Annotated in this window: 17 protein-coding genes; 7 read left to right on the forward strand and 10 right to left on the reverse strand. The window is 62.3% G+C overall.

From position 1 onward, the window contains the following. Positions 1–66: 66 nt before the first annotated feature. On the reverse strand, positions 67–2,343 hold the full coding sequence (locus FYK55_RS06595; protein WP_235908478.1) for a bifunctional SulP family inorganic anion transporter/carbonic anhydrase: 2,277 nt from the start codon (positions 2,341–2,343) through the stop codon (positions 67–69). 122 nt (positions 2,344–2,465) lie between these two features. After that, positions 2,466–4,010 carry a UxaA family hydrolase gene (locus tag FYK55_RS06600; protein ID WP_150075589.1) on the reverse strand — a complete coding sequence of 515 codons (1,545 nt, stop codon included), beginning with the start codon at positions 4,008–4,010 and terminating at the stop codon, positions 2,466–2,468. A gap of 446 nt (positions 4,011–4,456) precedes the next feature. Between FYK55_RS06600 and sucC the strand changes: the two genes are divergently transcribed. From sucC to FYK55_RS06620, 4 genes are all read left to right on the forward strand, one after another. After that, complete coding sequence (gene sucC / locus FYK55_RS06605) at positions 4,457–5,644, forward strand: ADP-forming succinate--CoA ligase subunit beta (RefSeq protein ID WP_150075590.1); 1,188 nt, start codon at positions 4,457–4,459, stop codon at positions 5,642–5,644. A gap of 145 nt (positions 5,645–5,789) precedes the next feature. Next, complete coding sequence (gene sucD, locus FYK55_RS06610) at positions 5,790–6,662, forward strand: succinate--CoA ligase subunit alpha (protein ID WP_150075591.1); 873 nt, start codon at positions 5,790–5,792, stop codon at positions 6,660–6,662. Positions 6,663–6,963: 301 nt separating this feature from the next. Next, a complete protein-coding gene (locus FYK55_RS06615) occupies positions 6,964–8,244 on the forward strand; it encodes a M48 family metalloprotease (RefSeq protein ID WP_150075592.1) in 1,281 nt (426 codons plus the stop codon). Positions 8,245–8,553: 309 nt separating this feature from the next. After that, the gene (locus FYK55_RS06620) at positions 8,554–9,006 is read left to right on the forward strand and encodes a hypothetical protein (protein ID WP_150075593.1); all 453 of its coding nucleotides are present in this window, start codon (positions 8,554–8,556) and stop codon (positions 9,004–9,006) included. 203 nt (positions 9,007–9,209) lie between these two features. Here FYK55_RS06620 and FYK55_RS06625 read toward each other — a convergent pair whose 3' ends face one another. The 3 genes from FYK55_RS06625 to FYK55_RS06635 all read right to left on the reverse strand — a co-directional run bounded on the left by FYK55_RS06625 (position 9,210) and on the right by FYK55_RS06635 (position 13,148). Next, a complete protein-coding gene (locus FYK55_RS06625; RefSeq protein ID WP_150075594.1) occupies positions 9,210–11,558 on the reverse strand; it encodes a WD40 repeat domain-containing serine/threonine protein kinase in 2,349 nt (782 codons plus the stop codon). Beyond that, on the reverse strand, positions 11,558–12,163 hold the full coding sequence (locus FYK55_RS06630; protein ID WP_201743638.1) for an RNA polymerase sigma factor: 606 nt from the start codon (positions 12,161–12,163) through the stop codon (positions 11,558–11,560). The genes FYK55_RS06625 and FYK55_RS06630 overlap by 1 nt, the downstream gene beginning before the upstream one ends. A gap of 283 nt (positions 12,164–12,446) precedes the next feature. Beyond that, entirely contained in the window at positions 12,447–13,148 is a 702-nt protein-coding gene (locus FYK55_RS06635) for an RNA polymerase sigma factor (RefSeq protein ID WP_150075595.1), read from the reverse strand. A gap of 293 nt (positions 13,149–13,441) precedes the next feature. Between FYK55_RS06635 and FYK55_RS06640 the strand changes: the two genes are divergently transcribed. Continuing rightward, positions 13,442–15,826 (forward strand): serine/threonine-protein kinase, encoded by a 2,385-nt coding sequence (locus FYK55_RS06640; protein ID WP_161604341.1) that lies wholly within the window; start codon positions 13,442–13,444, stop codon positions 15,824–15,826. A gap of 135 nt (positions 15,827–15,961) precedes the next feature. On the opposite strand, the gene FYK55_RS06645 is transcribed toward FYK55_RS06640, so the two are convergent. The 3 genes from FYK55_RS06645 to FYK55_RS06655 all read right to left on the reverse strand — a co-directional run bounded on the left by FYK55_RS06645 (position 15,962) and on the right by FYK55_RS06655 (position 18,713). Beyond that, positions 15,962–16,834: a hypothetical protein gene (locus FYK55_RS06645; protein WP_150075597.1), complete on the reverse strand. Its 873-nt coding sequence runs from the start codon at positions 16,832–16,834 to the stop codon at positions 15,962–15,964. 179 nt (positions 16,835–17,013) lie between these two features. After that, positions 17,014–17,418, reverse strand: a complete 405-nt coding sequence (locus FYK55_RS06650) for a hypothetical protein (protein WP_150075598.1) — start codon at positions 17,416–17,418, stop codon at positions 17,014–17,016. 359 nt (positions 17,419–17,777) lie between these two features. Then, positions 17,778–18,713 carry a histone deacetylase family protein gene (locus tag FYK55_RS06655; RefSeq protein WP_235908479.1) on the reverse strand — a complete coding sequence of 312 codons (936 nt, stop codon included), beginning with the start codon at positions 18,711–18,713 and terminating at the stop codon, positions 17,778–17,780. A 35-nt stretch (positions 18,714–18,748) separates the two neighbouring features. Between FYK55_RS06655 and FYK55_RS06660 the strand changes: the two genes are divergently transcribed. Then, a complete protein-coding gene (locus FYK55_RS06660; protein WP_150075599.1) occupies positions 18,749–19,339 on the forward strand; it encodes a hypothetical protein in 591 nt (196 codons plus the stop codon). A 35-nt stretch (positions 19,340–19,374) separates the two neighbouring features. Here FYK55_RS06660 and FYK55_RS06665 read toward each other — a convergent pair whose 3' ends face one another. Both FYK55_RS06665 and FYK55_RS06670 read right to left on the reverse strand, forming a co-directional pair. Then, positions 19,375–20,712 (reverse strand): hypothetical protein, encoded by a 1,338-nt coding sequence (locus tag FYK55_RS06665; protein WP_161604342.1) that lies wholly within the window; start codon positions 20,710–20,712, stop codon positions 19,375–19,377. A gap of 34 nt (positions 20,713–20,746) precedes the next feature. Beyond that, on the reverse strand, positions 20,747–21,064 hold the full coding sequence (locus FYK55_RS06670; protein WP_150075601.1) for a CPXCG motif-containing cysteine-rich protein: 318 nt from the start codon (positions 21,062–21,064) through the stop codon (positions 20,747–20,749). A 216-nt stretch (positions 21,065–21,280) separates the two neighbouring features. Between FYK55_RS06670 and FYK55_RS06675 the strand changes: the two genes are divergently transcribed. Continuing rightward, positions 21,281–22,015: a dioxygenase family protein gene (locus FYK55_RS06675; protein ID WP_150075602.1), complete on the forward strand. Its 735-nt coding sequence runs from the start codon at positions 21,281–21,283 to the stop codon at positions 22,013–22,015. The last annotated feature ends 42 nt before the right edge of the window (positions 22,016–22,057 follow it).

Consider the following 22,057-nt stretch of genomic DNA (forward strand, 5'->3'; position numbering starts at 1 on the left):
CCGCGACGTTCTATCGTAGGCCAAACCCCAACCCCAGTCGAATTGGATTTCAGCGGCGGGACGCTTTCAATGCCCCGCCTTCAACGCCTGGACAACGACTTCGCGGTCTTCTTCGGAATCGAAAAACTCGATCCCCCCCGTCACGACGTCGTAGACCGCTCCCAGCACTTTCACCCGCCCTTGCTCGGCGGCGGTGGCGATCGCCTCACTGCGGCGCAAAATCGTTGTCACCGTGTTCATCACGTTCCGTTTGACGACTTCATCGACGAATGCCTGCTTCTGGTCGTCGGGATACTGTTCCGCACGCTGACACTCCTCCACGGAAACGCACTGCCCAACTTCCTCGACGATCGAATTGAGATGCGAACAGCCCGTTTCCGAATAGGCATCAAGCCCTTTGCCCAGAAAATCAACGCTGGCGGTGACGGCGCCGCATCGGGTATGCCCCAGCACCACCAGCAACTTGACGCCGCTGACGCCCACGGCAAATTCCAGGGACGCCAAAGTCTTGATTCCCACCACGTTGCCGGCCACACGGGCACTAAAGATATCTCCGATGCCCAAGTCGAACACCAATTCGGCCGGCACACGTGAGTCGATGCAGCTAAGGATTGCCGCGAACGGGTTCTGCCCGACGCTGGTCGCGTTGACCTGGCGCCCCAAGTCCCTCGAGATCCGCTGCCCCGTGCGGAACCGTTGGTTGCCCTCGCGGAGCATTTCCAACACCTGGTCCGGCGTGACGCGTTCCTTCAGATCCTTGGTCGCATAATCGGCGAACAAGACCTCGTCCTGCATCTGGTACTTTTTCCGGAATCCGCGCAACGACACTTGGACGCCGCGAGCCGGTCCGATGTTGTTCTTAAAATCTCGAATCAGACTCAACACGTCGGGATCCACGTAGTCGGAATACGTCGCATCGATCAAGACGTGCGAATCGGGCTTCGCTTCCGAGAACAATTTGTCCAACGCCCCGCGATTGAGAAAGCTCACTTGCGGAGCCAATTCGATGTGCATCACGTCGCCGTCGGCATGGCTCTCGACGATTCGACGAACCGGATGACGCAGGCTGCTGTTCAAAATGAACAACGCACTGATGACCAATCCGACCACGATTCCGATCAACAAGTCGGTCAGCACGATCGCGACAATCGTGATCAAGAAGGGGATGAACTGATAACGCCCCTCGGACCACATCTGGCGGAACAGGGTGGGGCTGGCCAATTTGAAACCCGTGACCAACAGGATCGCCGCCAACGCCGACAGCGGAATCGTGTTCAGTGCGGCGGGGAAAAATGCCACGCAAACAAGCAACAGAAAACCATGGAAGATCGCGCTGAATTTGGTCTTGGCGCCGCTGTTGACGTTCACGCTGCCGCGAACGATCACACTGGTCACCGGCAACCCGCCCAGCATCCCCGAACACATGTTGCCGACGCCTTGGGCGAGCAACTCACGGTTCGGTGGTGAGTCGCGTCGCTGTTTGTCCAGCTTGTCCACCGCTTCCAGATTCAGCAAGGTTTCCAACGACGCGACGACCGCGATCGTGACCGCCGCAAAGTATACGGCCGGATTGGCGAGCGCGGAAAAGTCCGGAAACACCAGGAAGCTGGCAAACTCGCTGGCCGAACCTGCCACGGGAATCTTGACCAGGTGCGTCTCGCCGATCGCCCAGGGCGCCCCCAGGCTGCTGAAAAACCAGGCCATCAGCACACCGAAAATGACCACCACCAACGCACCGGGGACGACAAACCGCTTGAGCGCCGGAACACGCTCCCAGATCACCAGGAGCGCGATCGAAGCCAGTCCGATGACCGCGGCGCCCCAATGGAAATCTCCAAACACCGCCAGCAACTCGCTGAACGTGTTTTCCGCGTCCGGCTGGGCGAACGACATCTCGCCTTCCGGGTCCGTATCGTGCCCGAGGACGTGCGGCAATTGCTTGAGAATCAGAATGATCCCGATCGCCGCCAACAAGCCTTTGATCACGCTGGACGGAAAGAACGACGACAAAGCGCCGGCACGAATCAGACCCAAACCGATTTGCAGCACACCGGCCAGCACGACCGCCAACAAGAACGCTTCGACCGATCCACAGGCAGCCACCTGGGCAATCACGACCGCGGTCAATCCGGCCGCCGGTCCGCTGACGCTGGTGGCCGATCCGCTAAGCGTCCCCACCACCAATCCGCCGACGATTCCGGCAATCAATCCGGACATCAGGTTCAACGAACCCGGTTCACTGGAAGCCCCCGACGCGAGAGCAATCCCAAGGCACAGCGGCAAGGCGACCAGAAACACGACCACCCCGGAACGCAAGTCATGGCCAATGGTTCCAAGGCTCATCGTCGAAGGAGTCGGTTGAGTGTCATCTGCCGAACTCATTCGGTCCCCCGGGGCAATGCCTGTATTCGTGCGAATCTGTCACATCAGTGTAGCCGATGCCGGTGTCGCATGCCGAGAGCGGATTACAGCGTCGGCCCGACCGTCCAAGGAACGAACTCGTGATCACCGAAGCCATTGCGTTCACTGGCGGTCGACCGTCCGCTCGCAACGTGCAGGGCAAATTCGAAGAACTCATCGCCCAGTTGTTCGATCGAGGTTCCTGAAATCGCCTTGCCGGCATCCAGATCCATGTCCCCGGAAAGTCGGCGGAATAAATCGCTGTTGGAAGCGATCTTGATGACCGGTGTTGGTTTGCATCCGAAGCAGCTACCGCGGCCGGTTGAGAACAACACCAGATTGGCTCCGCCGGCAACTTTCCCGGTCACACTGGCCGGGTCGAATCCCGGCGTGTCCATAACCGTCAAGCCCCGAGCGGTCACTCGCTGGGCGTAGTCGTATACCGCTTCGAGCGCCGTCGTTCCGCTTTTCGACACCGCCCCCAACGACTTTTCGGTGATGGTGGTCAAGCCGCCGGCTTTGTTTCCCACCGACGGATTGTTGTCCAACTCCCCGCCGTAATGGGCCACATGTTGTTGCCACCAGTGCAAACGATCGATCAGCTTTTGTGCCACTTCGGGACTCCGGCTGCGTTCGCACAACAGGTGTTCGGCGCCGTACAACTCGGTGGTTTCCGAAATGATCGAGGTTCCACCGCAAGCAACCACGCGATCGGACACGGCACCGATGGCCGGGTTTGCCGTGATGCCAGAATACCCGTCGCTTCCCCCACACTCCACGGCGATGCACAACGACGATGCGTCGGCGGGTGACCGAACGATTTCGTTGGCACGGTCCAATACCGTCTCCAACATCGCCTCGCCCCGGTCGATGGTGACAGCGGAACCACCTTCGACCTGCATGGTCAGTGTCGGCACGCCTTCGTCACGCGTCAGCACCCGCCCGTCGGGCGCCGAGAGTGGAACGATCCCGTGACGCTGTTGCAGGTAGGCCGGGGTGTTCTGCTCGCACCCCAGTCCAATCATCAGGCATCCGCCGACGTTGGGATGGTCGGCGTACCCGGCCATGGTCCGACCGATCATCTGGTGCTTCCTGCCGCCATACTGCAACGCGCACCCAGTGGTGTGTGTGGCCGCAAAGACGCCGTCCACATTGGGCCAGCGTTTCAGCCGGTCCGCGTCGAATCGGGCGACAATCTTGTGGCACACCGTCGCACTGCAATTGACCGTGGACAACACGGCGACATAGTTCCGGGTCCCGACGCGACCGTCGGCACGAAGGTACCCGTCAAAACTTCGCCGCAGCGGTTCCGGGGGCGGCGGCGGATTCGTCGATTCGATCCGATCGACCACCCGGTGTTCGTCTCGCAAGTTCTGCGTGTGCACGTGACGCCCCACCTGGATCGGGCACGTCGCACGCCCGATCGGCTGGCCGTACTTTCGCACCGGTGCCGAGACGCCAAGGGCCCGAATCGCCAGCTTGTGTCCGCTGGGAATCGGGTCCAGCACCGCGATCACCTGGCCGTCCAGTTCGACCCGGTCGCCCGGAGAGAGCGGGGCGGTCGCGATGGCAACGTCGTCGTCGTGGTGCAAGCGGAGGATTCGTGACATCGGGTGTCCGAGTGGAACGTAGTGGGGCGGAACGTGACGGGGCAGCGGGCAGGGCAGAGCAGAGCAGAGCAGGGTGGAACGCGTGACGGCCAGACTTTCAAGTGCCGATCGACGCGGCGGGCAAACGCAATCAGATCCGATCCCGGTTTGGCAAACTTGTTCGGCAAATCTGCCGGGCAACGTTGCCCGGCAGTTTTGTCCGGGGACACGTGCTGAAGGCAGACCCATCGATGCGGGTCCGCTCTCCGAATCGGCACACCTAGCGTGAGAAACGGTCGTCCCGCGATTCCGGTGCGTCGATCAGGGTGCCCATGGTTCCGACGTTTGGAGCGCGAACGTATATTCCGCACCAGACTTTCAAAATACCAGGGCCCGTCACGGCCGAAAGCGCCCCACCGCGGGGTCGGCCGAGCCCGCGTCTCTCGCGAAAGCGGATCGGAATCTCGATGAAAATTCACGAATACCAGGGCAAGGAACTGTTCCGGGCAGCCGGCGTCCCCGTCTTGCAGGGCATCGTCGCCAAGACGCCCGACGAAGCAGCGGCAGCCTACGAGAAGCTGGGCGGACCGATCGCGGTCGTCAAAGCCCAAATTCACGCCGGTGGGCGTGGCAAGGGAACCGTCATCGACAACCCCGAGCAGCACGGCGTGGTGTTGGCGAAGTCGGCCGACCAGGCCCGAGCGGCCGCCGAGGGATTGCTGGGCAAGAAACTGGTCACCATCCAGACCGGCCCGGAGGGCCAGACGGTCAATCAGGTCTTTGTCGAAGCCGGATGCGACATCGCCCGGGAGCTGTATCTGGGAATCGTGCTGGATCGCGCCGTCGCCAAGCCGGTCCTGATGGTCAGCACCGAAGGCGGGATGGAAATCGAAACCGTCGCCGAGGAAACTCCGGAACTGATCCACAAGGAACACTTCGATCCGGCGGTCGGGCTGGAAGCGTTCCAGGTTCGAAAGCTGTGCAAGAAGCTGGGGATTTCGGGCGCCGCGGCCAAGGCGGCTGCGAAGTTCATGCCCGCGATGTGCCGCTTCTACGTCGATTACGACTGCGAACTGGCCGAAGTCAATCCGCTGGTGATCACCGGCGATGATCAGATGATCGCGTTGGATGCCAAAATCAACTTTGACAACAACGCGCTGTACCGGCACCCGGACGTCGCCAAGCTGCGTGACCTGAGCGAGGAAGAACCCAGTGAGGTCCGTGCCAGCGACGCCGGTCTGAGCTACGTCAAACTGGAAGGCAACATCGGATGCCTGGTCAACGGCGCCGGCTTGGCGATGTCCACGATGGACATCATCAAGTACCACGGCGGCAAGCCGGCCAACTTCCTGGATGTCGGCGGCGGAGCCAACACCGATCAAGTCACCGAAGCCTTTCGGATCTTGCTGTCGGACCCCAACGTCAAAGGCGTGCTGGTCAACATCTTCGGCGGGATCGCGCGGTGCACCACCATCGCCGGCGCCGTGATCGAAGCCAGCAAGACCGTCGGATTTGACGTCCCGCTGGTGGTTCGCCTGGAAGGCACCGAAGTCGAAGAGGGTCGGAAGATGCTGGCCGAAAGCGATGTCGACATCATCACCGCGACCGACATCACCGACGCCGCCAAAAAGATTGTCGCCGCCACCGGCGTTTGATTCCGGCGCCCGGTCCGATTCCCGACCGCGGTGCGGTCGCGGCCAACCGGATGCGGCGCCCGCCATGACTCAACCCGCCGCCGCAGTTCACGGCGGCGTCACCCAACATCCGACGCCTACCTGATTCATAGAGACAATTGTTGCAATGAGCATTCTTGTTGATTCCCAAACGAAGGTGATTTGCCAAGGGATCACGGGCAACGCCGGGACCTTCCACACACTCGGATGCCGCGACTACGGAACCCAAATGGTCGGCGGCGTGACGCCCGGCAAGGGCGGTCAGAACGTCGAGGGGATTCCGGTTTTTGACACGGTCGAAGAAGCGGTCGCCGAAACCGGCGCCAATGCCACGATGATCTTCGTGCCGCCGCCCTTCACCGCCGATGCGATCCTGGAAGCTCTCGATGCGGGGATCAAAGTCATTGCCGCGATCACCGAAGGCGTTCCCGTGCTGGACATGGTTCGCGTGTACGAAAAGGTCCGTGCCAGCGACTCCGTGTTGATCGGCCCCAATTGCCCCGGTTTGATCACGCCGGGCCAGTGCAAAATCGGCATCATGCCCGGTTACATCCACAACCCGGGCAAAGTCGGTGTGATGAGCCGCAGCGGAACCCTGACGTACGAAGCGGTCTGGCAGACCTCCGCGTTTGGCCTGGGTCAAAGCACCTGCGTCGGTCTGGGCGGCGACCCGATCGTCGGCACCAGCTTCATCGACCTGTTCAAGCTGTACGAACAGGATGACCAAACCGAAGCGATCTTGATGATCGGCGAGATCGGCGGATCGGCCGAAGAGGAAGCGGCCGCCTACGTCAAACAACACGTCAGCAAACCCGTCGCCGCCTTCATCGCCGGCCGAACCGCCCCTCCCGGTAAGCGAATGGGACACGCCGGTGCGATCATCAGCGGCGGCAAAGGCACCGCGGACGAGAAAGTCGCGGCCCTGGAAGACGCCGGGATCGTGGTCGCCCCGACCCCGGCCGACATGGGCCAAGCGGTCGTCGACGCGATGAAGAAATAGTCCTCCTCGCCGGCGCCCACCCTCCTCGGAAATCGAGTCGCGAGGCGACGGCAGCCCCCTGCCGTTGGCGTAATCCGACGGTTACGGCTCCCCAAGACACCATCAGCCGCGAAGCGGCGACAGCACGCGTGCAACGCGGGCGGATCCCATCCGATCCCGCCAGTCGGACTAACCGGCAAAACCCGCGACACATCCCGCCATGCTCCGCCACATCCGTCGCCGGCATCCCTGCCGCGGCCGGCCAGGCCGATCATGATGCGAGCCGTTTCGTCGTTCACCGTCCCGACGGCCTGCCACGCGGATGCAACTGTACTACTTCCTGGCGATCATTCTTTCGCTCAGCTTCGGTTCGTTGCCGGAATCAACGCAACCGTTCGCCAGCGCGATCGGTTTCTCTTCATTCGTCATCGCCGCCTGGTGGGTCCTGTGCTTTCTGGCCGCGCGACTGGTTTCCGAATCGATTGACCAGGGCCAGGTGTCGGCCGATCTGGGATATCGCCTGTTCGACCGACAGATGGATTGCTTCCGCTGGCTGTCGCTGGGATTGATCGCGCTGTGCCTGGCCGGCTTCGGGCTGGGACGCAATCTCGACCAGCTGCCGATCCTTCGACATTCGATGGCTTTGCAGGCGGCCGTGCTGCTGATGCCTGCCTTGTCTGTGATGGTCGCGTTGTGGGCTGCCGAGCATTGGTTCGCGGTGCGCGCCGGATGGACCGCGCCCGGCCCGATTGCGGCGCTGCGGTCGATCGGTTCCACCGCGCGCACTTCGGTCGGCTGGGTGGTGGTTCCGATCCTGGCCTTGCTGGCCGGCGTGGATGTGATTTCGCGAATTCCCTGGTTGCAGACGTTGCCGCCGTGGCTCGGCTGGGTGGCCTTCGCCGTGGTGCTGGTGCTGTGCGTGCCGTCCCTGGTGCGACGACTGTTTCCCGCATCACCGCTGGACGACGAACTGGCCAACTGGATCGACGTGTTGTTGCGAGCTTCCGGTGCCGGCCCCATGAGGGTGCTGCAGTGGGACACGCGCGGCCGGATGCACAACGCGATGATTGCGGGCATCCTGGGACGGCACCGCGTGCTGCTGGTCAGTGACCGCTTGGTCGCAGACTTGACCCGCGGCGAGTTGGCCATGGTGATCCTGCACGAGGTGGCGCACGCCCGCCGCTACCACGTGCCCCTGCGGATCGCCGCGTTGATCCCGGCCTGGCTGCTGGGCGCTGGGGTCCAAACACTGGTCCGCCATCAACCGCTGGCGGAGGGTCTGAGGTCCTGGTCCGCGGCCCTGGGATGCCTGGCGAGTGTCCTGGCAACGGTCTTGGTGCTGCGGATCGTCAGCTACCGCTCTGAATTTGACGCCGACTGGTCCGCCTGCCGCTGGGCACCGGCGGCGGCCGAAGGCTGTCCTGGAGTGCCGCCCAGTGAAACCTTGGCCGCACGTGACCTGGGATCGGCACTGTGCAAAGTCACGGCAAGCAGCGAGGCCGCCCGAAAAGCGACTTGGCTGCACCCCGCGGTGGCCGACCGCATCGACCGGCTTGCGTCGCACCGTCCGTTCAATCGCAGCACACCGTCGGTTTCGGACTGAGCCAGTTGTCCAGCTCGCGGCGCTTTCTGGCGTCCCTCCAGGCGGATGCCGGTGTCCGCCGGGTTCTTCCGAATGGAGCCTCCCAGCCCGGAATCTTCGTGGCCGAATCCCCCGTTTCTGGCTGTGAACGGCCTTTTTTCCGCAAAATCCTCCCCAACCCCGCAATCCGCGTCGGTTTCCACGGGGGTGTTCGGCTATTTACAATACAGCTCTGAGTGTCGCACTCATTCGGGGGCCAGCGAGTGCCTCCAAGCGCCATTCCATGACGCGATTTCAACGTCATCCGATTCCCATCAGGAGATTCAAGTGATGAAAAAGATTCTTGCCAGCCTCGTCGCCACATTGGTCGTCGCGACCGCCACGACACTGTCCGCCGACGTGGACTTGGAAGGCGTCAAGTGTGTCGTCGCACCGCGTGACGCGCAAGAAAGCAAGTCGGCCGAGTACAAGGAAGGCAAAGTTTATTTCTGCTGCGGCAATTGCGCCGGAAAGTTTGCCAAGGCTCCGGAGAAGTACACCGAGAAGGCGAATCACCAGCTGGTCGCAACCAAGCAGTACAAGCAAACCGCTTGCCCGATCAGCGGACGCGATGTCGATGAGACCAAGTCGGTGACCCTGGCCGGCACCAAAGTCACGTTCTGCTGCGGCAACTGTGAAGGCAAAGTTGCTTCCGCCGAAGACGACGCCGCCAAGATGAAGCTGGTCTTCAACGACAAGGCTTTCGAAAAAGGATTTGCCAAAGTCGAAAAGGAAGAAGAGTAGGTCGCCCGTCAGGACGTCTGCGATCGATAATCCCCCGCGGTTAACCGATCGTCGGCGTTCCACCGACCACAAAGCTTTGCGGCGATGCCCCCTTTCGGGACATCGCCGTTTTTTTGTGCGCAAGTTTATGCGCCCAAGGGTTGGAGTGTTCTCTGCTTCACCTTCCCGCTCGGGCCAGCGTCATGACGCGTGTTCAAGAAACCCTAGCGCTGCAAGTCACTCAGGTCCCAGACGCGGATCGTCCCGTCGCGGCCGCTGGTGGCGACGCGATGGTGCTTCTGATCCAGCGACACGTTGTGGACCGCGGAGTCGTGGCCGGCCAGTGACGCCACCAGGTCTCCGCTGGCCAAGTCCCAGATGCGGCACAATCCATCTTGGCCCGCCACGACGGCATGGTTGCCTTCGCCGCAAAAAGCGACGCTCCAATTGTCACCGCCACTGCCGACCAATTGCTTTTCTTCGGCACCGGTATCGGTATTCCAAAGGTGCACCTCCTTGCCCCAGCCCACCGTCGCCATCAGCGAACCGCTGGGGGCAAAGGCAACGTTGTAGATCGGTCCGGCGTGACCGTGCAGCGTGTGACGTGGCTCCAAGGTTTCCGCGTCCCACACGCGAACGATTTTGTCGCTGCCCACGGACGCAATCAGCTTCCCGTCGGCGGACCAATCCACGCCGAAAATCGATCCCGGCTGGTTCTTGGTCGCCAACGGCTGGCCGGATTCGATGTGCCAGACGTGGATCACTCCGTCACGGTCGCCCGCGACGATGCGAGTCCCGTCCGGCGAAAAGGCAATTTTGCGAACCGAATTGTCGGCCTTCCATTCCTGCAACAATTCCAGCGTCTGGGCGTCCCACAATTTGACATAGCCGTCGTCTCCGCTGGAGGCAACCAGCGGGCGGGTGGGATGGTACTGGATCATCCAGACGATGCCGCGGTGGGCATCAAAACTTCGCACCACCTTCTGCGCGGCGACGTCCCACAAGCGGACGCTGCCGTCTTCGATCGCCGCAACCAGCTTTTCGCCGGAGGGATCAAAGTCAACGGCCCACACCGTCCCGGGATTCCCCGCCAGGACGGTCGACGGGAACGGCGACTGCGGCGGGGCACTATCTTCGATCGCAGCGGGGCGTGGGTACAACACTGAAAAAGCGATGGCGCCGATCAGGCTGGCCAAACCGATCGTGGCGGCTGCCCAGGACGCCCACCAGGCTTTCTGCGAAACCAGCCGGTGGGAACCGCTCCGCCGCCGCGCGACCGGGCTGGTCGGCAATGCGGGAAGGTGCAGTGGGGAGACCGGCCCGAACTGCGTCACGATCTCCGCCAATGTTTCAGCCACAAACGTTGCCGACTCAGGACGCTTGGCGGGATTCTTCTCCAACAACGCCATCGTCAGGTCCGACAGCGGCTTGGGGATTTTCGGATTCAACCGGGCGGGCGGCGGCGGCACCTCATCCATGATGCGTTTCATCACACCGACGATCGACGGTGCTTCAAAGGGTGAAGATCCCGTCAACATTTCGTACAGCACGGCGCCTAAAGAGAACAGATCGCTCCGTTCATCCGCCTGGCCTCCGGTCGCTTGTTCGGGCGACATGTACAGCGGCGTCCCGGTGACCATGCCGGTGCGAGTCAGCCGCACGTCATCGGTGGCGCGGGCCAGACCGAAGTCGGTCAATTTCACGCGATCGGTGCCGGCTTCCATCATCACGTTGGCCGGCTTGATGTCCCGGTGGACCATTCCGCGGGCATGAGCCGCGGACAGACCGGATGCGATCTGCATGGCAATCCGCGCTGCCTCCGGTGGCGGCAGCGCTTTGCCGCTTCCCATCCGCGCATCCAACGTTTCGCCTTCGATGTACTGCATCACCAAGAACGCGACTTCGCCCTCGTCCTCTCGGGCGACCTGGTGCATGGCGACGACGTGTTCATGAGAGATCGCCGCGGCGGCGCGACCCTCGCGGCAAAAACGTTGCCGGGCCACGTCGTTCTTGGCGTATTCGGGATTGAGCACCTTGATTGCGACGGTGCGTTGCAAATGGGTGTCGAAGGCCTCCAAAACGATGCCCATCCCACCCCGACCGATCACCCGCGAGATTAAAAAGTGGTGCAGGCGGCCGATGTAGGCGGGATCTTCCGAAGGCCGCAGGAACGGCAACCCGAGCGGGTTGGTCGCCTCCAGGGTCTGTTTGGCGTCTTCGTCGCTGGCCGGCCTCGCGCCGGCTTCAGGCGCCAGGGTCTCGGTGGCATCGGGGATGGAAGTTTCTTCGGCGTGCGAGAATTCTGCGGAAACGTTCGTCACCGCTTTCCAGTACGCCGAGTCGTGCGGTGGAGCGGTGGCGACCTGCCGGCCGACCAGATCCTCCACGGCAACGGCGGCCAGCGCGCTGCCCTGGGCTGCCCCCCAATGACCGGAAGCGACCGAGTCCAATGTTTCCTGGCAACGGCGGCAACCGCCCACATGCTCGGTCGCATCGGCGGCTTCGGCGCCAGCCAGGGTTCCATTGACCAAGGCTTCCAACTGATCCGCCGAGGGACAGTCCGGCAGGGCCATCAGTGCACCTCTTCTTCTTGCAGTTTTCGGATTTCGGCTCGCAGCCGGGCCGTGACGCGGCTCTTGGCGACGTAGATCGCACCGGGGCTCATCGCGAGCTCCTTCGCCGCCTCGGCAGCAGACTTGCCTTCCACCGCGGTCAGGCGGAACGCGGACCAGGTTTTCGGATCAGAGTTTTCTTCGACGGTTTGCATGGCAGTGGCTGCGAGCGAGCGGAGGTGTTCCAGTTCCCAACGATCGCTCAGCTCATTTCGATCGTCAGCGGCTTGGGAAAGCATTTCCAACTGGGCGGTGTCATTGCCGGTTGGCCCCGCCCTGTTTCGTTTCTCAAAAAAGGTCGCCAAACGGTTCCGGGTGATCGTGAACAACCAGGCCCGAAAACCGCCTTTCTGTTTGTCGTATTCCAACCGCCCGATCGCCGAACCGACGCGGCGAAAGACGTCTTGGACGACGTCGGCCGCGTCGGCGTCCTGCAACCCTCGGCTGCGGACGAAGCGATACAGCATCGGCCCATAGAGACGCAGAAAGTCATTCCACGCATCGTGGTCGGTGCCATCGCGCAGTCGCATCAACAGCGTCGCGCGGGTCACGGGGGAATCACTCACCGTGTTGTTCTCAGGTTGGGGGACGGCGTCTCCGCTCGTTCATCGGTCAGGCCGCCCGCGGGATTCAAATCGGTAGCGAATCCAAGTTGGCGGCGGTCCGGCCGGACGAACCGACGCAGTATAGCGATCGATCCACCCGCGGCACGTGTCCCTTCTCCCGTCAGACAATACCGCGGCAACCACGCCATCCTTACAGCCCTGCACGGAAATTCTCGCCCCCGGTCGGTCGGCAGCCCCTCCCGGATGACACGTCCCTGCAGCGTTCACCAGGCGCCGGAGCGTCCTAACGGGTGGGACGGACGTCGGAGAGCATCTGTTCCAGCTGCCGCATGCTGCGCGAGAGCAAAACCCGAACCGCCACATCGGTTTTCCCAAGCTTCTCCGCGATGGCCTTGGTTGGCAACCCGTCCGCGTATCGCATCCGGATTGCCTGCTGCTGTTCGTCGGTCAATCCGGTGATCGCCTCCTGCATCCGCATCAGGCGGACGTCGCGGCTGAAGGCGGCACTGGGGCTGGTCATGCTGGCCGCCAACAACTGCTCCAATCCCGGCGCGCTGTCGCTTTCCCCGCCGCTGCGGTGCATGGACTGCTGCCGATTGGCGTCACGGCGTTTGGCGTCAAAGTGAAAACGATGCGCGTCGACGACCCGTCGCCGTGCCAATTGCTGCAGCCAATCCATCGGCGAGTATTGATCCAATGGGGCCGTCTCCAAGCTGGACAAGGCGGCGGTGGACACTTCCTGCACCAAATCTTCCACCTCCACCAGGGCCAGCAAGTGCTCGCCGGTGATCGAGCGGACGAATCCGCACAGTCGTTGATGGTTTTGCTGGATGTACTCGGCCAGCGCGGCAGCGTCCTTCTGCCGAATCCGTTCGACCAGATCGGCGTCCCCACCAGCGTGGGCGGGATCGCTGGTTTCGGGTTCGTTGGCGTCGGAGTCATTGGCTTCCGAATCACTGGCATTCGAATCACTGTCTTCAGACATTTGCCGGTACCCTCTCGATTCAAGTCAGAGAACGGACGGGGAGATCCCCCATCGGTCACGTCAACGTCTGATGCGCCAGCCTTCCCCCGCATCAACGTCCGATGCGTCAACCACCATTGAGGAGTATAACGAATGACGGCGGAACACAAAGAAGTCGCGGAGTCGCAACGAGCCTGATCCGCTGCAGGGCAGAAAACGGCACCGGGAATACGGGCTCCGATCCGCCGCGACTTCGGCAAGTCCCAGGCATGCACGCTCTTTCCCGTTCTCGCTTCCTTTCACATGGCAATTCAATGACCGACGGGCCATCCGAAGCATCCTTGTCGACGCGGAAGGCGAATCCGCCGATTGACGTGGACGAGACGACGGACTTGGCTCAGCCGGGACCACCGGGCCAGCAGGGAAGTCCAGTGCAGCAGGGAAGTCCAGTGCAGCAGGGCATTCAACAGACCGATCTGCCACCCTGCGACCGGCTGGAAGAACTGTTGGAAGCTTGCTTGGAGGAATTCCTGCCGGCCGCTCCGGTCGCGTCGCCGCAGGCATTGTCGGCGTTTCTGCCGGAGGTTGATTCGGACACCCAGCGGTTCCTGCTGCTGGAATTGATCAAGTTGGATCTTTCGGCCACGGCCGATGCCCGCGACAAGCCGCTCCGACCGATCGAAGACTACCTGGAGGCTTTTCCCGGTTTGCTCTCGGCCGATCAGGTCCCCGTGGACCTGCTGATGGAGGACATCCAGCTGCGCAAGGAGCTCGGCGAAATGCTTGATGCCCAGAGTTACTCGCGGCGTTTTCCTCAGCATTCGCAAATCATCCGCGAATTGCTTGGCGGCACGCCGCATGCGGCCGCGGAGGCGACGGCGGCGGTGGAAAACCGACGCCGCCCGCCGGTGTTTGAAATCGGCGAATCGATCGACGATTTCAAAATCGTGCTGACGCTCGGCCAGGGAGCGTTCGCCAGCGTCTATCTGGCCAGGCAAATTTCCATGAGTCGGCTGGTGGCGTTGAAGGTGTCTCGTGGCACCGGCGACGAACCCCGCGCCCTGGCCCAGTTCGACCACCCCAACATCGTCCGGGTGTTTGACCAGCGAGCTCTGGACGATCCGCCCGTGCATTTGTTGTACATGCAATTTCAGCCGGGCGGCACGCTGGCCGATGTCGTCAAACGGGTTCGACAAACCCCCGTCTCGCAGCGATCGGGAAAACTGATGCTCGATGCGGTCGACCGATCGCTCTTACACACCGCGCAAGCGGTCCCCGAACGGTCATCGTTGCGGCAGTGGTTGGAGACGGCGCCCTGGCCGATGACGGTCGCCTGGGTCGGCATCCAGCTTGCCCACGCGCTCGAAGACGCTCACCACCATGACGTGCTGCACCGCGACGTCAAACCGGCCAACGTGCTGTTGTCCGCGGAGGGGGTTCCGAAACTTGCCGATTTCAACGTCAGCTTCGCCGGCGGCGCGGGCCGCGCCGGCGCCGCCACCAGCTTCGGCGGGTCGATCGGCTACATGGCCCCGGAACACCTGCGTGCGATCTGCGCCACCGCGCTGTCGGAGGTGGAGTCCGTTGCCGCGCCCGCCGACCTGTACTCGCTGGCCATCCTGCTGTGGGAACTGTGGCAGGGCCAACGACCTTTCGAATGCGCCGAAAACCCCAGCTCCTGGACCGACGCGATCACGCAACAGTTGCGTGCGCGGTCCGAACCGATCGCGGCCCCTGGAGGCGGCGATCAGGACGCGCTAGCGCGGTTGCTGGAAAAGACACTCCGTGAAACCCTGGTGGTCGACCCGCAGAGGCGGATCGGATCCGGAGCCGAACTGGCCGCCCGATTGAAGCTGGCACTGCATCCGGATGCCGCGCAGCTGTTCGATCCCGATCCGAATTCCTGGCAGGGCTGGCTGTCGCGGCGTTCGCCCTGGTTGGTTGCCACGTTGATCATCCTGTTGCCCAACGCGATCGCCGGTGTCTACGGCTGGTTCTACAACTACTTTGACACCCTGTACGCCATGTTCATCAGCGTTGAAGGACTGGAGTGGACATTCAAGGCCTTGTCCACCGCCGTCAACCTGACCGCATTCCCGTTGGCCGTTGTGCTGGTGATCGTCTACACGCGACGAGTCGTGCGTGGATTGCGCGCCACGGCCAGCGGCGCGACCGCGTCGGAAAAAGATCTGTACGAAACGATGCAGCTCGCGCACCGCGCGGCGGTCATCGGCGGCTTTTTGTGGTGTCTGGCCGCGGTGATCTACCCCACGGTTCTTCGCAGCCTGTATCCCGAGTTAACGCGTCGCGAGTTCGGGCACTTCTTCTTGTCGCACGTCATCTGCGGCGGAGTCGCGGCCATCTATCCGTTCTTCGGGATCAGCATCTACGCCGTGACCGTCCTGTACCCACGGATGGTTCGCTCCAAGCTGCAGGACCGAAACTTTGATCACCGGATTGCCGTGCTTGTGCGACGTTGCGAACGCTATCTGTTGTTGGCCTGCCTGGTGCCGCTGTTGGGCGCCACGTTGCTGCTGGTGAGCAATGTGCCCGAATCTAAGCACGTGATGTTGATCGCGATTGCGGCCACCGGGTTGGGCTTGTTTGCTGCCTTTTCTGCTTACCGCTACATCCTGCGACAGTGTTCGACAATGGCGGTCGTGCTGTCCTCCAAGCGAGACTCCGCCTTGCCGGCCTGAACGCAACGACCTTCTTCAGCCGCACGCAGCGACCCCATGCAGGGACCCCGCGTCGAACACGTTCGACGCGGGGTGATCCCAATCGTCCGCAGACCCGGCGGACGTCAGACCGGACGGTTCCGTGACCGACCACGTTCAGGAATCGTCCCCCTGCACCGAGGCACCGTCGTTGAACTGGTCAATCGCCGTGCGGAGATCGCCGTTGGAGATCGCATCGGCCTGATCGGGTGCGGCTTGGACCGTTGCGGCCTGGGCGGCTTCGGCTGGGGCCGGAACCGCGGCCGCCGTCGCGGCCGGCGGCACCGATTGGGTCACGCTGGTGGTGGTCTCAACCGACGCGGTTTCAATCGCCGTTTGCGTTTCGGTCACCGTGGAAACCTCGGTAACCGCCGCCACGGGAATGGCCGACAGATCGAAGACCCGCAGATTGTTGGCTTCGTTGGATTCCAGAAACTGGTCGAAGCTGTCCACGGCGACCAGCAGCCGATTGAATCCGATCGGTTGGCCATTCAGATTGCCCATCGCCAGAGCCTCAATCGGAAGCGTCAAGTTGATCTGGACGGCAGCGCCGGCCGGCAGCGAATCGATCTTGGCGGTCACGTTGGGACTGGTCGGACAGATCCGGCCGAACAGGCCAACCAAGGTGATCCGCGCTCCGCACACCTCGCGGGTGCTGCAGTTCTTGATCACCACGTCAAAGTTCGGACCGCAGCCGCTGGCGACGCCTTCTTGGCGATGAACCGAGACCAGCTGCAGATCACCCAGCTCGCAGGTCGGGATTTGCACGTGGCCCAGGGGATGCAGTGCCGCAATGTCGTCACAGGCATCCGAATCGTTGTTGACGCCGTGACGCATCAGCAATGCGATCACGTAGTCACAGCGTTGCGGACCGTGCAGCAAGCGGTGCAGTTCGACATCGTCGGCCTGCGCGCTCGAAACGGGAATCGCGACCAGCGCCCCGGTGACCAGCGCGAATGCGACCGCGCGGATTGATGGAAAGGATTTCATGGTTCGTTGGTTCCGTATGTGAAGATGGAAATGCGGAGCAAGTCCGGAGGCGAAATCGCCGTCACGTCTGCCCGAGATGCGTGAACTGAAAAAAGGCCCGGTGAGCTCTGAAACGGACTCACCGGGCCGGGCGAAGGGTCATCCGATCGCATGGTTCTGCGATCGCGAACACCAGTGGCTCAGTAGCAAGCCCAGTAGCTGGTGTAGCAGGGGACGTGGTACGTCACCGGGTGGTAGCAGTAGGAAACCGGGCGGTAGCAGCTGTAGCTGTAGTACGGACGGTAGTAGCTGTAGCCGTAGCTGTATCCGTATCCGAAGCTTCGGTAGCTGCGTCCGTAGCCGTACCCGATCCGTCGGAAGCATGCCGCCACGGCGTCCTCGTCTTTGTCGTCATCGCCCAACAAGGCGTCGACGTCGGCCTGGCCAAAATGATCCTCGTCTTCCAACGCCGTGTCGGCACTTGCAACCGCGGTGACCGCATCGGTGTCCATCGCGGCCAGTTGGTTCAGCAGATCGTCGTCGGCGCTGACGGTGCCGAAGATCATCACGACCGGTGCGACTGCAAAAAGGATTCGCTTCAACATGGTTCTTTTCCTGAAAATCTCGGCAGAGGTGAAGGGTATTCGAAAGCGGGAGGCTGCCGATTCGCTCGTTGCTTTCGTTGTCTGTGACTGAACAACCAAGCGGGCGAACCCGGGAACTGTTACGAAACCGTTGCAGATTCTTTCGGCCCACGATTTAGCGGCGAAACGAAGCAGTCGCCGAAACAGCGAAACTCGCGACAGAGCGAGTCGTCGGCGACCTCGGTCGAGGAGCTGATGAAAACTGGGAAACCCGGAAACCGGGAAAACCGGTGTCAGGAAAGAAGTCCGGCCAGGCGGAAGGAGGCGATGCCGGACGTTGTCCCCGAATCGCGAATTTGCCGCGGCGGGGCGGTGGCGGTTCACGCAGAATGGCGTGGCCGCGACATCTCGCTGGCGATTCCCAACGTGGCCGCGTGAATCTCCACGATGTCGTCAATCTCCGGGGCGTATCCGCCGCTCATCGCCACCGCCACCGGCAGTTCGCGCTGCCGACACCAGCGCAACACGGTCGCGTCACGCTCTCGCAAACCCGTCTTGGACAGCCGCATCCGCCCCAACCGATCGCCCTCATACGGATCGGCGCCGGCGAGGTAGATCGCCAGGTCAAACTTGCCTGACTTGATGATTTCGCGATCCAAACGTTCCAGGGCCTCACGCAACTTGCGGTCGTACGTTGCATCGTCGGTCCCGTCCTGCAGCGGCACGTCCAGGTCACTGGGGACTTTTCGCAAGGGAAAATTCTTGGCGCCGTGCATCGACAGCGTGAACGCGCTGGCATCGCCCGCCAGGATCGCGGCGGTGCCGTTTCCCTGATGCACATCCAAATCGATCACGCACGCGCGTTCGATCAAGCCTTCGTCCTGCAAGGTGCGAATCGCCACGGCGGCGTCGTTGAACACACAGTACCCTTCGCCCGCATTGGCAAAGGCGTGGTGCGTCCCGCCAGCCAGGTTCGCGGCGATCCCATCGGCCAGGGCGCCCCGCGCCGCGGCGATCGTCGCCCCGGTACTCCGCCGCGAGCGTTCGACCATCTTCGTCGACCAGGGAAACCCGATCCGACGGATCTCCGCGGTCGTCAGTGTCCCGGCGATCACCTTGTCCAGGTACTCCCGGTCGTGGCAGTGCAACAACTGCTGGTCGGTAGCCGCCGGCGGCACCAGCAAGGGATCACCCCGATGGGCCTCGCTGGTTGCAATCCGTCGTCGCAACCGCCGATACTTGTCCATGGGGAACCGATGATTCGCCGGTAGCGGCAATTCGAAATGATCGGTGTAGTACAGTCTCACCAAGCTCACCAGCCAATCGACGCGGAACACCACAAGGAAAACCAATGAACGATCCGGCTCGCAATCCTTACGCAGCAGGCTCGTCGACACCAGGGGCCGGCGGAACCGGGCGAACCATCGCCACCATCCGATCGGCTTCAGCCACGGGAATGACGATCACGTTTGCCCTGGTCTCCGGTGTCACCTTCATCACCGCGGTGATGATTTGGATGTCCAGCGGAAGCCTGCAACCGGGTGAAAGCTGGTTCCGCTTCGACCGCCAATCCGTGTTGCTGCTGGGCTTCGGATTCCTGGTATTGCTTGGCGGCGCGGGGGCCGCCTTCGCCATCCGAATTCTGATGACGCGGCAAGCGATGCAGCAGAATCCTCCGACCGACCAACCGCTGCCACAACCGCTGACGGACGATGCCACGTTGCCCCCGTGGGCTCAATCCCTGCTGGGATCCGTCTCCGCTTCCACGATTGTCGGCCAGGCGTTGATGGAAGGTCCGGCGATCATCAACGCGATCCTGCTGATGATCGACGACAACCTGGCGCACCTGGTTCCGATCGTGCTGGCCGTCATCGGGATCCTGCTTCAAACCCCCACGTCATCACGATACCAGCGAATCCTGGAAGACGCCGCGAGAGGTTGATGCGTCCATCCAGAGTTGACGCCGATGGGTGAAGCTCACGAGGTGGGGTTCACCACCTCCGGATCCGATGACGTTTCGGTCCGCGGCGGATGACAGGTCATCGATTCGGACACCACGGCATCGACACTGGGCGGGCACCAACGGAGATCGACGATCAGGTCATTGTCGTCGACTCCCGCGATGACGGACGGATCCGCTTGGCGTAAACGCGCCGCCCAGTCGGCAGCCGCAAGCGAGCGATGGCGGAGCCGCAGCTGACGGGAAGGGAACTCCCAGCGACCGCCGCGAATCAACCGCGCCGGAGCGTCGGTGATCTGGCAGGTGGCGATGGACTCCTGCACGGTCAGCCGCGTCGCCATCCGTTCGGCCCGACTGCGGAGATTCGGTTCCCCCGTTTCAATCAGGGTCTTCAGAACGGGCGGTTGGGGATCGGTCATCGACGCCAACGTCATCGCATGCACGGCGTCGGACGCTGCCAACCATCGCCACCGGCGGTCGTTCTTGATCGTTTCCACAAGCGCCGTCTTCCCGACCAGAATGCCGGCGTCGACACCGCCGTTGGCCGGTCCGCCGGCCAGAACCACCAAATCGATTCCGTCACGCAGCAGGGACACCGCCGAAGGAATCGAGTCGATGGTCGGCTGGATGCTGGCGATCGGTGTGATCGCAACGGTGATCACGTCGCGGCCGCTAAAGTCCACCGGCTGAACCGGATGCACGCCGTCATCGGCCAACACCACACATGCCCGATCGATCTCGGCGAAATCGTCCGGTTCGATCACCTGGACGCCGCCACACTCTCGCAACCTCGCATGGCCGAGCGCCTCCGGCAACGGCAGACCGGATGGCAATCGGATCGCCTGACTGCGATGAATCACCATGTCGCGATCGGTCGCGAGCGACACGAGTGACGCGACGGCCGCATCCAGATTCGCGGCGACGGCGACGGTGTGTCCGTCCGACGCCAACACCTTGCTCAGCCGCTGGGCCAACCGGGGGCGAAGGTTTTCGTGATCACAGTCTCCTCGGATCAAATCACATCCGACCTGCAACACGAAATCCGACACGCCGACTCCGGTCCCGTGCGGACCGTACAGGTTGCCACTGACGTTCACCGCCGGGACGGCGATTTCCGTCTGACGATCGGCCCAACGGTAGAGGGTCTCGCGTCCCTGATCGACCGCCCCGCGGGCCGTCTCGGCCGCCGAACGTAAGATCGAATCGAAACCGCGGGAAGCCGTTTCCGGCAGCTCGCGAAACAGTTCCGCTGCTTGTTCCTTGACGCGCGCGATCGTCTCGGCATCGTTGGCTTTCCGGACGACGTCAACCATTCCGTTTCGCAGCGCTTCAATTGCCCAGGGAGGAAGTCTCATGGATGCGTTCTGAATTCTTGGGTGGCGGTTTTCTTTAGTATCGGTCTTGTTCGGGTTCCGCCCAAACCTGGGCCTGCACGTCGTCCCAGCGGACATGAATCACATTGGGGTGACAGCATACCGGACAATCTTCCACGTATTCCTGGACGGAGCCGCCCAGGGGATCGATCGGGATCACAATCTGCTCTCCACACGCGTCGCAAACATAACTGGCCTCGCTGTCATACAAGCCAGGCGGGTCCGGCGGCAGGTCGCTCGCACCGGCATCCGCAGCTGCCCGGGTGATCGCGTTGGCGGCAGCACCCGACTCGGCTTCGCCATCATGCTTGGTGTCGTGTTTTGATTCACGCATTTTTTCACCGATCTTGGCTGGAGGAGAAAACAATTCGCTGGCTGGGAATGTGGTTGAACCTGGGCGGGCAACGTGATCCAACGGTGCAGCCGGTGGAACTCGCGATTACCCAGCCCCCGTTCCCAGGCCCCGTTCCGATTCCCAGCGAAACCGTCGGCGTGCCGAGGCGTTAAACTGGTTGAATCACGCCTCACGCCTACTCAACGGAATCATTCGATGTCTTATCGCATTCAACGCCGTATTTGGATCCAAAGCGGAGCCGCTGCGGCGGGGTTGACGTTCACTGCCCGGCCGGAGCTGCTCGGGATCGGCCGATGTCGCGCCGACGAACCGACACTCGCCGAGCAGTTGAGTCTAACGGCTTCGATGACCGAAGGGCCGTTTTACCCCGACAAGTTGCCCATCGATACGGACAACGATCTGCTGATCGTCAATGATGCCATCACTCCTGCGGTCGGCGAAATCACCCATTTGGCCGGGCGGGTGCTCTCACGTTCGGGAAACCCGGTTCGAAACGCGTTCGTGGAAATCTGGCAAGTCGACAGTCAGGGTGCGTATCTGCACTCCCAGAGCAGCAATCGCGAAAAACGCGACTCCAATTTCCAGGGCTACGGCCGCTTCCTGACCGACTCCCAAGGTCGGTACTACTTTCGGACCGTCAAACCGGTTCCCTATCCGGGGCGAACGCCACACATCCACGTGGCCGTCAGCCGGGGGGACAAACGCGTGTTGACCACCCAAGCGTTCATCAAGGGGCATCCGGGAAACGAGACCGACGGGCTGGTTCGTCGTCTGAATCCCCAAGATCGCAAGACGGTGATGGTGGACTTTCAACCGATCGCAGATTCACCAAACGGCGCACTGCAAGCCAACTTTGACATCGTGCTCGGCAAGACCGCGTTCGAGGACGATGGCGGCAACCTGCGTGGCGTCGGGCCACGTCAATCGTAGGAGGCCGTTTTGCGTTTGACGCTTCCGTGAATGTCTTCCCCC

The sequence above is a fragment of the Roseiconus nitratireducens genome, from assembly GCF_008629675.1.
GTDB lineage: Bacteria > Planctomycetota > Planctomycetia > Pirellulales > Pirellulaceae > Stieleria > Stieleria nitratireducens.

Coding starts and splice junctions, on each gene's coding strand:
- FYK55_RS06640 (WP_161604341.1), top strand. CDS start 13,442: ATGACCGACGGGCCATCCGAAGCATCCTTGTCGACGCGGAAGGCGAAT.
- FYK55_RS06615 (WP_150075592.1), top strand. CDS start 6,964: ATGCAACTGTACTACTTCCTGGCGATCATTCTTTCGCTCAGCTTCGGT.
- FYK55_RS06620 (WP_150075593.1), top strand. CDS start 8,554: ATGAAAAAGATTCTTGCCAGCCTCGTCGCCACATTGGTCGTCGCGACC.
- FYK55_RS06645 (WP_150075597.1), bottom strand. CDS start 16,834: ATGAAATCCTTTCCATCAATCCGCGCGGTCGCATTCGCGCTGGTCACC.
- FYK55_RS06595 (WP_235908478.1), bottom strand. CDS start 2,343: ATGAGCCTTGGAACCATTGGCCATGACTTGCGTTCCGGGGTGGTCGTG.
- sucC (WP_150075590.1), top strand. CDS start 4,457: ATGAAAATTCACGAATACCAGGGCAAGGAACTGTTCCGGGCAGCCGGC.
- FYK55_RS06635 (WP_150075595.1), bottom strand. CDS start 13,148: ATGTCTGAAGACAGTGATTCGAATGCCAGTGATTCGGAAGCCAATGAC.
- FYK55_RS06670 (WP_150075601.1), bottom strand. CDS start 21,064: ATGCGTGAATCAAAACACGACACCAAGCATGATGGCGAAGCCGAGTCG.
- FYK55_RS06625 (WP_150075594.1), bottom strand. CDS start 11,558: ATGGCCCTGCCGGACTGTCCCTCGGCGGATCAGTTGGAAGCCTTGGTC.
- sucD (WP_150075591.1), top strand. CDS start 5,790: ATGAGCATTCTTGTTGATTCCCAAACGAAGGTGATTTGCCAAGGGATC.
- FYK55_RS06675 (WP_150075602.1), top strand. CDS start 21,281: ATGTCTTATCGCATTCAACGCCGTATTTGGATCCAAAGCGGAGCCGCT.
- FYK55_RS06650 (WP_150075598.1), bottom strand. CDS start 17,418: ATGTTGAAGCGAATCCTTTTTGCAGTCGCACCGGTCGTGATGATCTTC.
- FYK55_RS06660 (WP_150075599.1), top strand. CDS start 18,749: ATGAACGATCCGGCTCGCAATCCTTACGCAGCAGGCTCGTCGACACCA.
- FYK55_RS06665 (WP_161604342.1), bottom strand. CDS start 20,712: ATGAGACTTCCTCCCTGGGCAATTGAAGCGCTGCGAAACGGAATGGTT.
- FYK55_RS06600 (WP_150075589.1), bottom strand. CDS start 4,010: ATGTCACGAATCCTCCGCTTGCACCACGACGACGACGTTGCCATCGCG.